General features: G+C 66.4%; 12 protein-coding genes. 11 read left to right on the plus strand and 1 reads right to left on the minus strand.

Going from position 1 to position 15,034, the window contains the following annotated elements:
* The first annotated feature begins 135 nt into the window (after positions 1–135).
* The 11 genes from ribH (at position 136) to HLH45_RS08635 (ending at position 14,381) form a co-directional block, all read left to right on the plus strand.
* On the plus strand, positions 136–600 hold the full coding sequence (ribH, locus tag HLH45_RS08585) for a 6,7-dimethyl-8-ribityllumazine synthase (RefSeq protein WP_003490334.1): 465 nt from the start codon (positions 136–138) through the stop codon (positions 598–600).
* Positions 597–1,085 carry a transcription antitermination factor NusB gene (gene nusB, locus HLH45_RS08590; RefSeq protein ID WP_005910971.1) on the plus strand — a complete coding sequence of 163 codons (489 nt, stop codon included), beginning with the start codon at positions 597–599 and terminating at the stop codon, positions 1,083–1,085. The genes ribH and nusB overlap by 4 nt, the downstream gene beginning before the upstream one ends.
* A gap of 110 nt (positions 1,086–1,195) precedes the next feature.
* Entirely contained in the window at positions 1,196–2,170 is a 975-nt protein-coding gene (thiL, locus tag HLH45_RS08595; RefSeq protein WP_008576787.1) for a thiamine-phosphate kinase, read from the plus strand.
* Positions 2,171–2,627: 457 nt separating this feature from the next.
* Positions 2,628–4,208 (plus strand): CocE/NonD family hydrolase, encoded by a 1,581-nt coding sequence (locus HLH45_RS08600; protein ID WP_008576798.1) that lies wholly within the window; start codon positions 2,628–2,630, stop codon positions 4,206–4,208.
* 224 nt (positions 4,209–4,432) lie between these two features.
* Complete coding sequence (gene xopI, locus HLH45_RS08605) at positions 4,433–5,785, plus strand: type III secretion system effector F-box protein XopI (protein ID WP_008576800.1); 1,353 nt, start codon at positions 4,433–4,435, stop codon at positions 5,783–5,785.
* Between the two features lie 447 nt (positions 5,786–6,232).
* Complete coding sequence (locus HLH45_RS08610; protein ID WP_005910961.1) at positions 6,233–6,325, plus strand: potassium-transporting ATPase subunit F; 93 nt, start codon at positions 6,233–6,235, stop codon at positions 6,323–6,325.
* 15 nt (positions 6,326–6,340) lie between these two features.
* The gene (kdpA, locus tag HLH45_RS08615; protein WP_033479173.1) at positions 6,341–8,134 is read left to right on the plus strand and encodes a potassium-transporting ATPase subunit KdpA; all 1,794 of its coding nucleotides are present in this window, start codon (positions 6,341–6,343) and stop codon (positions 8,132–8,134) included.
* 12 nt (positions 8,135–8,146) lie between these two features.
* The gene (gene kdpB, locus HLH45_RS08620; RefSeq protein ID WP_039419306.1) at positions 8,147–10,195 is read left to right on the plus strand and encodes a potassium-transporting ATPase subunit KdpB; all 2,049 of its coding nucleotides are present in this window, start codon (positions 8,147–8,149) and stop codon (positions 10,193–10,195) included.
* 40 nt (positions 10,196–10,235) lie between these two features.
* Positions 10,236–10,865 (plus strand): potassium-transporting ATPase subunit KdpC, encoded by a 630-nt coding sequence (kdpC, locus tag HLH45_RS08625; RefSeq protein ID WP_014089384.1) that lies wholly within the window; start codon positions 10,236–10,238, stop codon positions 10,863–10,865.
* A gap of 149 nt (positions 10,866–11,014) precedes the next feature.
* Positions 11,015–13,675, plus strand: a complete 2,661-nt coding sequence (locus HLH45_RS08630; protein WP_008571515.1) for a DUF4118 domain-containing protein — start codon at positions 11,015–11,017, stop codon at positions 13,673–13,675.
* A complete protein-coding gene (locus tag HLH45_RS08635; RefSeq protein ID WP_008571514.1) occupies positions 13,665–14,381 on the plus strand; it encodes a response regulator in 717 nt (238 codons plus the stop codon). Before HLH45_RS08630 ends, HLH45_RS08635 begins: the two co-directional genes overlap by 11 nt.
* Here the strand turns inward: HLH45_RS08635 and HLH45_RS08640 are convergent.
* Entirely contained in the window at positions 14,362–14,970 is a 609-nt protein-coding gene (locus HLH45_RS08640) for a hypothetical protein (protein ID WP_046932260.1), read from the minus strand. The two genes, HLH45_RS08635 and HLH45_RS08640, sit on opposite strands and share 20 nt — an antisense overlap.
* Between the last annotated feature and the right edge of the window lie 64 nt (positions 14,971–15,034).

The following is a 15,034-nucleotide window of genomic DNA, read 5'->3' on the forward strand; positions in this document are numbered from 1 at the left end:
AGTGGGCCATTTGCCACGCCCCGTGTTGCTGAAACGCATGGCCGGGTCTGCTTTGGCCGACCGGGCCCACACGCGTCGGCCAGGCCTGGGCCCGGCAGCTGTTAAACTTCCCGCCCCCTCGAGTTGCCGACCCGCATGACCCACTACGAAGGCGATCTTCGCCCCACCACCGCGCGCTTTGCGATCATCGCCAGCCGCTGGAATGCCCGCATCACCGACGTGCTGGTTGCCGGCGCGCGCCAGAGCCTGGCCGGCAACGGTATCGGCGAAGACGCCATCGACGTGATCCGCGTGCCGGGCGCCTGGGAGATCCCGATCGCCGCCAATCGCGTGGCGCAGTCCGGCCAGCACGGCGCGATCATCGCGCTGGGCTGCGTGATCCGTGGCGATACCCGCCACTACGAGCACGTGGCCGACCTGTGTGCCGAAGGCCTGATGAGCGTGCAGCTGCAGACCGGCGTGCCGGTGCTCAATGGCGTGCTGGCGGTCGAACGCGTGGAAGATGCCGAAGCCCGTGCCGGCGGCAGCCACGGCAATAAAGGCGAGGAATGCGCGCTTGCAGCGCTGGAACTGGTGAATTTGATGGAGTTGTTGCCATGAGCAAGCCCGGTGGGCATTCGCGCCACGGCCGTCGCGACGGCATCGACCCGGTGCTGCGCTCGCGCGCACGTCGACGCGCCTTGCAGGCGGTCTATGCCTGGCAGATCTCCGGCGGTTTTGCCAAGCAGGTGATCGCCCAGTTCGCGCACGAGCAGGCGCACGAAGTGGCCGATCTGGCGTACTTCGAGAACCTGGTTGAAGGCGTGCTGAGCAACCGCGCCGAGCTGGATACCGCGCTGACGCCGTACCTGGATCGCAGCGTGGAAGAGGTCGATGCGATCGAACGCGCCGTGCTGCGCCTGGCCGCCTACGAATTGCTGTACCGCCAGGATGTGCCGTACCGCGTGGTGATCAACGAAGCGATCGAAACTGCCAAGCGCTTCGGCTCCGAGCACGGCCACACCTACGTCAACGGGGTGCTGGACCGCGCCGCGGTGGAGTGGCGCAAGGTGGAGTCGGGCGCCAGCGGCGCTAGCGGCGCCTGAGGCGCCGCGGGAATGGAGAGTCGGGAATGGGGAATCGTAAGAGCACCATCTCCGATATCTCCTGACGCGCTTTTGCGATTCCCGATTCCCTTCTCCCGATTCTCGCCTACATGCCCGAATTCGATCTAATTGCCCGTCTGCGTGCGCGCATTGCAGCGCGCGCCGATGTGCCGCTGGGCATCGGCGACGATGCGGCGTTGCTGCAGCCGCCGGCCGGTGAACAGTTGGCGATCACTGCCGATACGCTCAATGCAGGCGTGCATTTTCCGCACGAGACGCGCGCTGACGATCTGGGCTGGAAGACGCTGGCGGTCAATCTCTCCGATCTGGCGGCGATGGGCGCGCAACCGCGTTGGTGCACCTTGTCGTTGTCGTTGCCGCACGACGATGCGGCATGGGTGGATGGCTTTGCCGATGGCTTCTTCGCGCTGGCTGATGCACACGACATTGTGCTGGTCGGTGGCGACACCACGCGCGGGCCGTTGTCGTGCGCGGTGACTGCGATCGGCAGCCTGCCGCCGGGCGCCGCGCTGCGGCGCGATGGTGCGCGCGTTGGCGATGACGTGTGGGTGACCGGCGCGCCGGGTGAAGCCGCCGCCGCGTTGGCGTTGTGGCAGGCCGGCCAGTTGGATGTGACCTGCGCGGCGGCCGACCCGTTGCACGAGCGCTGGCGCGGCCGCCTGCTGCGTCCGCAGCCCCGCGTGCAGGCGGGGCTGCGCCTGCGCGGGCTTGCGCATGCCTGCGTGGACATCTCCGACGGGCTGCTGGCCGATCTGGGGCATCTATGCGAACGCAGCGGCGTGGGTGCGCGCCTGGTGCTCGCGGCCTTGCCGGCGATGCCGCGCAGTGCCGGAATCGACGTGGTGCAGTGCCTGGGCTGGCAACTTGGCGGTGGCGACGATTACGAGTTGTGTTTCACCGCCGCGCCGCAGCATCGCGATGCCGTGGCGCAGGCAATGGAATTTGCAACGGTGGCTGCAACGCGCATCGGCCAGATTGTCGCCACGCCCGGCGTGGTGGTACACGACGCCGAGGGCAACCCCTGGCACCCACCGCAGCGCGGCTACCAGCATTTCGTCGGCTGAGGCGTGGGGTTGGAGCGTGCGGTGGATGCGGGCAGTGCCGGTGCGCTGCGCTGAGACGATGCTGCTGCGCTGATCGTTGGGTGCCGTAGTGGAGGCGGCGGTGGCGCCTGCTGCGAAGTTCGGTGGAGCGCATTGGAAACAACGGGTGCTGCCAGCCCTCATCCGCCCTCCGGGCACCTTCTCCCGCGAGCGGGAGAAGGCAGCGAACCAGTCTGCCCGGCCGCTCCCGCTTGCGCAAGCAACGAATCCCGAATCCCGAATCCCGAATCCCGAATCCCGAATCCCGAATCCCGAATCCCGAATCCCGAATCCCGAATCCCGAATCCCGAATCCCGAATCCCGGCCCTTGAGCCATACCGTACCGTCTGGTACGTTCGCCCCGTTCTCCCCCGAACCACGGATGCATCGCAGTTGCCGCTGGGCCATCCCGGCCTGGCCTCGCGTGGGAGACAGCAGCATGAGCAAGCGTTGGATCGGGAGCATCGCCGCACTGGCGTTGCTGTTGGCATCGGCGTCGGCCGTGGCAGGCGCCTTCAGCAAGACCTATGAACGCATTCCCGGCTGGGACGGTGCCCAGATGGGCGCATTGGTGTTGGTGCCGCAAGGGCAGGGCGCCGGGCCGTTTCCGCTGATCGTGATGCCGGCCAGCTGGTCGTTGCCCAATCTGGAATATCTGGGGCGCGCCACCCAACTGGCCAGCGACGGCTACGTGGTGGTCAGCTATACCTCGCGTGGATTCTGGGATTCGGCCGGGCAGATCGATATCGCCGGGCCGGACACGGTGGAAGACGTCAGCGCGGTGATCGACTGGGCGTTGGCGCATACGCCGGCTAACCCGGATGCGATCGGTGCGTCGGGCATTTCGTACGGGGCAGGCATCAGCCTGCTGGCAGCCGAGCGCGACCCGCGGATCAAGGCGGTGGCCGCGCTCAGCGGTTGGGCCGATCTGGAAGCGGCGCTATATTCCAATCGCACCGTCAGCCAGCAGGGCGTCGGCCTGCTGGTGGGTGCGGGCGCACTCACCGGCCGGGCCGGCCCGGATCTGGCGCAGATCGGCGCACGCGTGGCGCAAGGCGATTACGATGGCGCGGTGCAGGGCTTCCTGCCGCAGGCCGCCTCGCGCAGCCCTGCGACCGATGTGGCAGCGCTCAACGCGCGTGGGACCGCGGTCTTGTTGGGTAATGCCTTCAACGACGGCCTGTTTCCGCCGAACCAGACCATCGCGTTCTTCAACCAGTTGCGTGGCCCCAAACAACTGCTGCTCAGCCAGGGCGATCACGCCACCGCAGAGCTGCCTGGTGCGTTGGGATTGCCGAATGAGATCTATACCGCGACCACGCGCTGGTTCGATCGCCATCTCAAGCAGGTGCGTAATGGCGTAGATGCCGAAGCACCGGTGCGGCTATCGCCACGTGCCGGGCAATGGCTGGACTATCCGGACTGGGCATCGGTGCAACAGGCAACCACGCAGCTGGGTCTGTCCGCACCAGCCGGCTTGCTTAGTCCCACCGGTGGATTGACCGGCGGGACGTCCAGCGGGTGGCAATCGCGCATCGCCACCGGCGTGCCGACCGTGGCCGATTCCGGGGTGGTGCTGGTCAGCGGTTTGCTGCGAGGCATCGGCCTGCCGGTGAGCACCTCGATTCCGCTGGTCAACCGCGCCGGTGCCGCCGTGTGGGTCGGCTCGCCATTGACCAGCACCCGGCGCCTGACCGGTAGCCCGTCGCTACGCGTGACAGTGGTGCCCAGTCAGTCCAACGTCAGTCTGTTCGCGTATCTGTACCGCATGGATGGCTTGGGCGTCGCGCAACTGATCACGCATGCGCCGTACTCGTTGCGCAATTCCACACCGGGCCGTGCAGTCACGCTGGACTGGCCACTGCAGGCGGCGGCAACCGAGATTCCCGCAGGGCAGCGACTGGTGTTGGTGATCGACACCCGCGACGCGCGCTACACCGATGCCAGCGAGGGCGGTGGCACGGTGACATTCACCTCGCCAGTTGCAGCGCCCTCCGTGTTGAACGTGCCGCTTCGGTAGGGCAGCACGCCGTATCTGCATCGTCCCAGATCGTCCGCCGCGAGACTGGCGAACAGCGGCGGGTGGCGTGCCAGCCGCCGAACCCGCATCTGCATCGGTCACGTCGCGTTCGCCCAGGCGAACGCGATTTCTGGCTGTGCGCGCGGACACGAGGTCGCTTTCGGGAAAGTACGCACGAAGCCTAACTCGATGCCGCTGCTGCGGCACACCGCAGGAGACCCGAGATGCCGATCACCCGAACCGGTCTGCCGCACGCTGTGGCGTCAACCAGCCAAACGCAGGAGACGTCGCAGGCTTCGGCGAGCCAAGGAGTCCTCGACCCAGGCACAGTGCCACCCCGGCGTGCCGAGACGTTCGACGGGCTATCTGCGCTGCCGAATGATCTACGCCGCGAGATTGCGCAGCGGTGTGGACCGCGCAGCCTCGTGCGCCTGGGCAGCGTCTCGCGGCAGATGGCGGAAGACACCAGGGATGTGCGAGCGTTCCTGACAGCGCGGCCGCGCTATGACCCGAGCTTGGAGTTCGGGGACGTCCATACTGCAGAAAGCATGCGTGTCGCCCTGGACGAAGTGGCGCATTTCCCCTACCCGGACGATGAGGATCGCAGCGAGCAGATATTGCGCGGATACGGAAGGCTTGCAGCGCGGATTCCATCATTGCCGCAGGCGCAGCGATTTGAGGCGTTTACCGCGGTGTTGAATCACGCCACCCGCCATTCCGGGAACATGGCATTTCGCGTGGTGGCGCGCTTGACGGATGACCTGGGATGCTTGCCCGAGGACCTGCGCGCGCTCGCGTTCCATGCAATCTTGCCCAGTTTGATTGCCACGCGCCGGCAAGCGCTGCAGGCTGCTGCCGGAGCAGCGCACGTTGGCCACATAGGGGCAGTCGCAGAGGCTGATGCAGGGGGCGTGCAAGGTGATGGTGAGCCAGGGCCGCAAGGCGCAGTGGCTCCGGCCCAGGGTGGCGCTGCCGGAGGCATCGGCGGAGCGCTTCCGTTTAATTTGCTGGCATCGGCGATCAGGCATCTGCCCGAGGAGGCAGTCAACCTGGCGATCACCGAGGCTGCTGCACTCCAGACCGGCCCCCGCCTGCTGGCGGAGGTGACCCTACGGCTGCATCTTGTCGGATTGGAGCCGATCCATCGATTCCAGCAAGCGTATGCGCAGCTTGCCGAGCACCTCGCGCGTTCCGGCGATGGAGCCGAAGCCTTGACCCACCTGGTGGCCTTGTTGAACAGACTGCCCGATCCGGGAGTGCGCCAGGCTGCCTTCAGGGAATTGACGCGCGCCGTGCACGCATTGGACAGCACAGAGAGCGGCGCTGCGGTGCTGAGGCGGTTGGCTGGGGCGTTGCCGCACCAGCCTGCCGCGGTGCGTTACCTGTGCAGCCTTGATGTGCTTGCAGCGGCGGCGAGCCTCTTCCCGAGCGAGCAGATACCGGTCATTGCCGCCGTCCGTGCGCAGGCTGTTGCGATCCCGAACCAGGCCGCTGAACTTATCGCCAGATGCGACGACGCGATCGCCACGGCCAGCATGATGCTTGCGACTGTGTCGCGCAGGTATATGGACATGTGAGCACTGTTTGATTGAGTGTGGTCTGGTCACGCAGCGGACGCGCGTGCCTGGAGCCCCCCTGTCCGGCGCGACCCTTGAGCAGATGGAACTTCGCAGCGTCGCTGCCATCTGCGTGCCTGAAGCCGGCGCAGCCAGGCAAGCCAACCGTCGGAACGCGCGGCGGGCCATCTGGTTGAGGCGCAGCGCTGGCCCGCGCATTTTATGCGGACTTTACGCAGCGCCGGCGGCAGATCCATAGCGACTTTACGCGGCCCAGGCAGAGACTGCGCAGGTTGGCGGAGCGGTTCCGCCGTGGACGATCCCGATGCATCCCTTGACCTGTCTGCTCCATCGGCGCTGCGCGCACGGTGCGGCAGCGCTTTGCCATGTTGGCACGCACACGCCGCCTACGCCGTTGCACATCGCACTTATCGCGCCGCCGTGCGCGCGTTCGGGGGAGTGACCGATATGCCTGGCTGGTTGTCCCTGTTGTGCGGCGTGGCCGTACTCGTTGCTGCTGCGTACCTGCTGTACGTGGTGCTGCGGCCCGAAGACTTCTGATCCGAGCACGCCTCAATGACTGACACTTTTCTTGTGTACGCGCTGGCCATCGTGCTGGCGTGGCCCCTGGGCCGTTACATGGCTGCGGTGATGCGCGGTGCACCGATGCGCGGCGATGCGCTGTTCGGCTGGATCGAACGGCCGTTGTATGCCTTGCTTGGCACGCGTCCGCAGCAGGGCATGTCGTGGCGCGGATACAGCATGGCATTTCTGCTCAGCAACCTTGTCGTTGGCTTGCTGACCTGGGTGGTGTTCATGACCCAGGCATGGCTGCCGTTCAACCCGGATGCCATCCCCAACATGCGGTGGGATACCGCCCTGCACACCATGGTGTCGTTCGTCACCAACACCAATCAGCAGCATTACTCTGGCCAGGCGCAGCTGTCGTATCTGTCGCAGATGACCGGCATCGTCGGCCTGCAGGTGGTGACGCCGATGATGGGCTTGGCATTGGCGGTTGCAACGCTGCGCGCATTGTTCGGTGGGCGTGCCGCCAGACAGGCGTCGATTGCTGCAGCGAATCCGGACACGGCGGCCGTGGCGGAGAGTTCGGAGCCGGAACCGTCGCGTCCAGGGCGCCAGCACGGCGGGTCGGGATTGGAAGCCCTGCCTGAAGCGGACGTCGGCAATTACTGGGCCGACGTGATTCGCTCCAGCGTGCGCGTGTTGTTGCCGCTGTGCCTGCTGTGGACCGTGCTGCTCGGCTGGCAGGGCGTGCCGTCGACATTACAGGGCGCGGCGACGGCAACGCCATTGGATAGCAGCGCGGGCATGCCCAAGCAGACCATTGCGGTGGGCCCGGTTGCGGCGATGGTGGCGGTGAAACAGCTGGGCACCAATGGCGGTGGCTGGTATGGCCCCAATAGTTCGGTGGCGCTGGAAAACCCAACGCCGTTGAGCAATCTGCTTGAAACGCTCGCGTTGGTCTTGCTGCCGATGAGCGTGGTGTTCATGGTCGGCTACCTGACCGGGCGCAAGCGCCTGACGGCATTGGTGTTCGGCACGATGCTCACGATGTCGGCCGCGTCCACCGCGCTATTGCTGTGGTCCGAAGCGCATTCGGCCAGCGCCAACTCGCCGGCGCTGATGGAAGGCAAGGAAGTGCGCATCGGTGCCGATGCCTCGGCATTGTGGGCGGCGTTGACCACGCAGACCTCCAATGGCTCGGTCAATGCGATGCACGATTCGTTGGCGCCGTTGAGTGGCCTGGTCACGCTGGTGGACATGCTGATCAACGCCATCTGGGGCGGTATCGGCTGTGGTCTGCAGCAGTTCGTGGTGTATCTGTTGCTGAGCGTGTTTCTGGCCGGTTTGATGACCGGGCGCACGCCGGAGTTGTTCGGCCGCAAGATCGAATCGCGCGAAGTGCAGTTGCTGGCGCTGTTGATCCTGCTGCAGCCGCTGGTGGTGCTGGGCTTTACCGCAGTGGCGCTGGCTGTCCCGGCACTGACTGCCAATTCCAACCCCGGCTTCCATGGCATCAGCCAGGTGTTCTACGAGTACACCTCTGCATTCGCCAACAACGGTTCGGGTTTCGAAGGCCTGGGCGATGCCACGTACTGGTGGAACCTGAGCTGTTCGGCGGTGCTGGCGCTGGGACGGTATCCGGCGTTGATCCTGCCGCTGATGGTGGCCGCCCGCATGGCAGTCAAGCGGCGTGCGCCGGAATCGGCCGGCAGCCTGCAGGTCGAAACGCCCACCTTTGCGCTGACCCTGATGGCGATCGTGATCGTGCTGACCGTGCTGCAGTTCATGCCGGCACTGGTGCTGGGTCCTATCGCTGAACACCTCGCCCTGGCGGCGTCCTGAGAGTTTTGAGCAATGTCTACGATCGATACGACTGAAAAACGCGAGCGCGGTGACGCAGCGTTGTTCGATGCCGCCGTGCTGGTTGCGGCGATGCGTGCGGCGTTCGCCAAGTTGGCGCCGCGGCATCTGCTGCGCAGCCCGGTGATGGCGGTGGTGATGGGCGGCACCTTGCTGGCGGCGGTGATCACCGCCAGCGGGCATTCGCATGCCGGCTTCGGCTGGGCGGTGACGGCGATCCTGTTCGTCACCGTGCTGTTCGGCAATTTTGCCGAAGCCATCGCCGAAGCGCGCGGTCGCGGCCAGGCTGCATCGCTGCGGCGTGCGCGCAAGGACCTGGTGGCACGCAGGGTGGAAACCGCACTCGGTGGCCGCGAAACGCGTGTGCCGGCAGCGGAGTTGCGTCCGGGCGATTACGTGATGGTATCCGAAGGCGAGTTCGTGCCGGCCGATGGCGAGATCGTGCGCGGTGTGGCCACCATCAACGAAGCGGCGGTGACCGGCGAATCGGCACCGGTACTGCGCGAGGCCGGTACCGATCGCAGCGGCGTGATCGGCGGCACGCGCGTGCTCTCCGACGAGATCGTGTTCAAGGTCACTGCCGAACCGGGACACAGCTTCCTCGATCGCATGATTGCGTTGGTGGAAGGTGCCAACCGGCAAAAGACACCGAACGAAATCGCGCTGACCTTGTTGCTGGCCGCGATGACGCTGACGTTCTTGATCGTGGTGGCATCGTTGCCGGCGATCGCGGGCTTTGTTGGCGTCACGCTGGATCCGCTGCTGCTGATCGCATTGCTGGTGTGCCTGATCCCGACCACCATCGGCGGGCTGTTGCCGGCGATCGGTATCGCCGGCATGAACCGCGCGCTGTCGGCCAATGTGCTGGCCAAATCGGGCAAGGCCGTGGAAGTGGCCGGCGACGTGGATGTGCTGCTGCTCGACAAGACCGGCACCATCACCTACGGCGACCGCCAGGCCACCACATTCCATCCGCTGGCCGGCGTCGACCGTGCACAACTGCGCGATGCGGCCATGCTCGCCTCGCTGGCCGACCCCACACCGGAAGGCAAGTCCATCGTCAAGCTGGCGCGTCAGCAAGGTGCGGTCGCAGTGGAAGCCGAGGGTGGGCATTTCATCGCGTTCACCGCGCAGACGCGCATGTCCGGCGTGGATATCGGTGGGCGCAGCATCCGCAAGGGCGCCGGCGATGCGATCGTGGCGTATGTGCAGGCGCAGGGCGCAACGGTCTCGCCGGAATTGCAGGGCCGTATCGAGGAGGTCGCACGTGGCGGCGCCACACCGTTGGTGGTGGCCGAAGGCCGTCATGTGCTCGGTGTGGTCGAGTTGAGCGACGTGGTCAAGCAGGGCATCAAGGAAAAATTCGCGCAGTTGCGTGCGATGGGCATCAAGACCGTGATGATCACCGGCGACAACCCGCTCACCGCGGCGGCGATCGCTGCCGAAGCCGGCGTGGACGACTACATCGCCCAGGCACGCCCGGAAGACAAGCTGGCACGCATCCGTGCCGAACAGACGGGCGGACGGCTGGTGGCGATGGTCGGCGACGGCACCAACGACGCCCCGGCGCTCGCGCAGGCCGATGTGGGCCTGGCAATGAACTCCGGCACCCAGGCGGCCAAGGAAGCCGGCAACATGGTGGATCTGGATTCGGATCCGGCCAAGTTGCTGGCGGTGGTGGAAGTGGGCAAGCAGCAGCTGATCACGCGTGGCGCGTTGACCACCTTCTCGCTGGCCAACGACGTTTCCAAGTACTTCGCGATCCTGCCGGCGCTGTTTGCAGCCGCCATCCCGTCGATGGCAGCGCTCAACGTGATGCAGCTCTCCAGCCCGCGTCATGCGGTGCTGGCGGCCTTGATCTTCAATGCGTTGATCATTCCGGCATTGATTCCGCTGGCGTTGCGCGGGGTACGTTTTCGTCCTTCCAGCGCCACCGCGCTGCTGCGCCGGAACATGCTGATTTACGGCGTGGGCGGCGTGTTGCTGCCGTTCGCGGCGATCAAAGTGATCGATCTGGCGCTGGTTGCCGTCCTCGGTGCCTGAGCCACGCGTGATGCCCCTTTCTTCTTCCGGAAACATGTCCATGTCTTCTTCCTTGCCATTACGCGACGGCGGCATTCTGCGCGGTTCGCTGATGCTCGCGGTGTTCATCTTGTTCGGGTTGGGCCTGGCCTACTCGCTGATCGCCACCGGCATCACCGGTGCGCTGTTCTCCGAGCAGGCCACCGGTTCGCTGGTGCGCGTCGATGCGCGCGTGGTTGGTTCGGCCTTGGTGGCCCAGCCGTTCACCGATGCGCGCTATTTCCAGCCGCGTCCGTCGGCCGCCAAGTACGACCTCACCGCCGCGGCCGGCAGCAACCAGGCCCGCTCCAATCCCGATTTGCTGGCCCGTATCGCGACCACGCGTGCACAAGTGGCCGCACGCGACGGCATCGCCCCTGAAGCCGTACCGGGCGAGCTGCTGACCCAATCCGGCAGCGGCCTGGACCCGCACCTGAGCCCGGCCGGCGCCCAGGTACAGATCCGCCGGGTGGCCGCCGCACGCGGCTGGCCCGAGCAACGCGTTGCCGCCCTGGTGCAGGCGGCGACCGAAGCGCCCCAGTTCGGGCTGCTTGGGCAGCCGCGGGTGAATGTGTTGGCTTTGAACCTCGCGTTGGATGAGGCCGGGGGCCGGAACCCGGGACCGGGGACCCGGGAAATGCCGAAGCAGTAACTGCAGGATTACGCATTTGCTTGTTGCCAAGCGTGCTACCTGCCAACGCAGTCATCATGCAGCATTGCGCGGTAGGCTCTTCCGGGGCCCGGGTCCCGGGTCCCGGGCCCCGCTTCGCCCACTCCCAATCCCCGACTGTCCATTCCCGCATGTCCGATGCCCGCACCCAGCAAGCCGACGCCCTGATCGGCGAATTACAGCGCGAACATGGTGGGCGGCTGACGGTGTTCCTGGGCGCCGCGCCCGGAGTCGGCAAGACTTACGCCATGTTGTCGCGGGCGCGCGAGCGCCTGCGCCAGGGCATGGATGTGGTGGCCGGCGTGGTGGAGACGCACGGGCGCAGCGAAACCGCGGCGCTGCTGGAAGGCGTGCCGCTGCTGCCGCGCGCCCGGGTCAGTTACCAGGGCCGCATGCTGGAAGAACTGGATCTGGATGCACTGCTGGCACGCAAACCGCGGCTGGCCCTGATCGACGAGCTGGCGCACCGCAACGTGCCCGGCAGCCGCCATGAGCGGCGCTGGCAAGACATCGTGGAGTTGCTCGATGCCGGCATCGACGTCTACACCACGGTCAACATCCAGCACCTGGAAAGCCTCAACGACATCGTGCTGCGCATCACCGGCGTGCGCGTGTCCGAGACCGTGCCCGATGCCGTATTCGACCGCCTGCGCGACATCGTGCTGGTGGACCTGCCGCCACGCGAACTGATCGAGCGCCTGCAGCAGGGCAAGGTGTATCTGCCCGAGCAGGCCACGCAGGCGTTGCAGGCGTTTTTCTCGCCTTCCAACCTCACCGCGTTGCGCGAGCTGGCGATGCAGACCGCTGCCGATCGCGTCGACAGCGATCTGCGCGATACCCAGGCCGCGCGCGGCTTGCCTGGCACCGCTGCGTTGCGACGCCGCGTGGTGGTAGCCATCGATGGCCGTGGCAGCTCGGATTATCTGGTGCGCGTGGCGCGGCGCCTGTCGGAGCGGCGCGATGCACCGTGGACGGTGGTCACCGTCCAGACCCGCACCGTGACCGATGCGGCCTGGCAGCTGGAAATCGATCGCGCATTCGCGCTCGCCCATCGTCTCGGTGGCGACAGCGCGCTGCTGCACGGCACCAACGTGGCCGATGCCTTGCTGGATTTCGCTTCGCAAAACGGCATTTCCACCCTGGTGCTGGGGCGCACCCGCGAGCGCCCGCTGGCGCGCATGTTCAACCGCACGCTGACCCAGCAATTGCTGCAACGTGGCGCGCATTACGAATTGGTCATCGTCAGCTCCGCCGATGCGCGCGCACGTGCGCGCCAACGCTGGCGCAACCCGCGCCAATGGCTGCAGCGTTACGACATGGCGTTCGCTGCGATCGCGGCAGCCGGTGCGGTGGGCGTGGCGTGGTTGCTGCAACGCTGGACCGATATCGACGACCTGTCGATGGTGTTCATCGTCGCGGTGGTGCTGGTGGCCTCGCGCACGCGCATGGCTGCGGCGGTGGTTGCCGCATTGCTGAGTTTTGTCGCCTACAACTTCTTCTTCATCGAACCGCGTTTCACCTTGCAGATCAGCGCGCGCCAGGGCGTGGTGACGGTGTGCATGTTCCTGATCGCCGCGTTGGTCGCCGGCCGGCTGGCCTCGCGCCTGCGCAGCCAGGTACTGGCCTTGCGCGCGGCCAACGCGCATGCCAACGCCTTGCAGGCACTGGGTCGCCAGCTCAGCACCGCCGCCGATCTGGGGCAGGTGCTGGAAGCCGGCCGTCGCGCGCTGACCACTGCGCTGGATGCCGACGTCTGGCTACGCCTGGAGCAGCGCGAAAGCGACGCACCCGCCAGCTTCGGTGCGCTCGATCGCAGCGCCGCAGACTGGACCCAGCGCCACGGCCAACCGGCCGGCCGCTTCACCGATACCCTGGCCGGCGCGCAATGGTGGTGCCTGCCGGTGCGCCACGAGCGCGGCACGCTGGGTGTGGCCGCGCTGCGCTTTCGGCAGACTCTGCAACGGCCCGGCCTGGAACAACGCCGCCTGGCCGAAGCGATGGTGGAAGACATCGGCCAGGCCGCGCTGCGCACGCGTCTGGTCGCCGATCTGGAAGGCGCACGCGTCAGCGGCGAAACCGAGCGCCTGCGTTCTGCCTTGCTCTCGTCGGTCTCGCACGATCTGCGCTCGCCGCTGGCCTCGATGATCGGCTCGGCCAGCAGCCTGGCCAGCTACGGCGATGCGATGGACGCGCACGACCGCCACAGCCTGCTCGACACCATCCAGCTCGAAGGCGAGCGACTGGATCGCTACATCCAGAACCTGCTCGACATGACCCGGCTCGGCCACACCGGCCTGACCTTGAATCGCGACTGGATCGGCGTCGATGAATTGATCGGCTCGGCCACCCGCCGCCTGCAGCGCTACCAGCCGGAGGTGCGCCTGCAACTGGACCTGGCCGCCGACCTGCCGGCGATCTGGGTGCACCCGGCGCTGGTGGAACAGGCCATCTTCAACGTGCTGGAAAATGCGGCGAAATTTTCGCCAGCCGGCGTGCCGGTGACCGTGCACGCGCAGCTGCGCGCCGGCGCGCTGCAGATCGACATCGGCGACCAGGGGCCGGGCATTCCCGAAGACGAGCGCGCGCGGATCTTCGACATGTTCTACAGCGTGGAGCGCGGTGACCGCGGGCGCAACGGCACCGGCTTGGGTCTTGCCATCTGCCAGGGCATGATCGGCGCGCACGGGGGCAGCGTGGAGGCATTGGCAGGCGCGCATGGTCACGGCACCACAATCCGCATTACGCTGCCGTTGCTCGTTCCCGCCGCGCCACCTCGCCCCGATGCCGACTGACCTCACCGCCATCCCGCCCGCCCGCGTGCTGATCGTCGACGACGAGCCGCAGATCCGTCGTTTTCTCGACATCAGCCTGCGTGCGCAGGGCTATCGCGTGCTGCAGGCCGGCACCGGCGAAGAAGGCCTGGCCTTGCTGGCCGGGCAGGGCGCCGAATTGGTGGTGCTGGACATCGGCCTGCCCGATCGCGATGGGCATGAAGTCCTGCGCGAGATCCGCCAGTGGTCCAACGTGCCGGTGATCATGCTCACGGTGCGCGCCGGCGAAACCGAAAAGGTCGCCGCGCTCGATGCCGGCGCCAACGACTACGTCACCAAGCCCTTCGGCGTGCAGGAATTGATGGCCCGCATCCGCTCGTTGCTGCGCCAGGCCGGCGCCGGCAGCACGGTGGAAGAAAGCGTGTTCGACGACGGCCGGCTGCATATCCATCTGGGCCTGCGCGAGGTCACCCTGCACGGCGAGGCCGTGCCGCTGAGCCGCAAGGAATACGCCTTGCTCGCACTGCTGCTCAAACACGCCGGCCGCGTGGTCACCCAGCCGCAGTTGCTGCGCGAGGTGTGGGGCCCCACCCACGAAGAAGACACCCACTACCTGCGCATCCTGGTCGGCAAACTGCGCCAGAAACTGCAGGACGACGCCGCCGACCCGCACTACATCGTCACCGAGCCGGGCGTGGGGCTGCGGTTTATCGGAGTGATGCGTTGAGCGTATCTGGTGCGCCGGAGGTGGATGACTGCGTGTAACAGGGGACGCGTTGCTGCCGGTAATCGACGATGCCTTCGACGTACAGGATCATCTGCGCACACAGTTGCAGTCCGTGGTACCAGGGAAGGAAGTCATTGAGGGGAAGTCCAGCCATTGCAGCGTCGATGGTAAAGCTGCGCCATCGGACGGGAAGCTTGCTTCTCTTGCCGAAGTTCCAGATGTTGTTGTGGCTGAAGGCGTTGCGCAGGTGCATCGCGAAGGCGAACCAGTCCTGGTCGCGCAACTGGGTAAACTCGTTCTTTGCCGTAGCGTAATCCCCGGTGGCGGCCACGCTCTCCGAGAGCATGCGCGCATAGGCCGCGTCCATCGTCGACCGCGCCAGGCCGGCCTGCACGGCAGCGTTGAAGCGGATACGGTAACCATTGCCTGCCGGCCCTGGTGAGGCATCGTCCTGGGTAATGGTGAAGCCCGACTCGGTGATATGGATGCGATGCCGCGCTATTTCCGGACCGGTTTCCGGCGAGGTCAGCAGCGCATAGCCAGCGGCGCTGTAGTGAAACGCATCGCGTGCGATGAGCAGCCGTTCCATCGCCTGGTTGCGGTATGGATCGAGTGCTTTCTGAAGCAACTGACTCATGGTGTGGGTCTGCATC

The organism is Xanthomonas euvesicatoria (assembly GCF_013112235.1).
Lineage (GTDB): Bacteria > Pseudomonadota > Gammaproteobacteria > Xanthomonadales > Xanthomonadaceae > Xanthomonas > Xanthomonas euvesicatoria.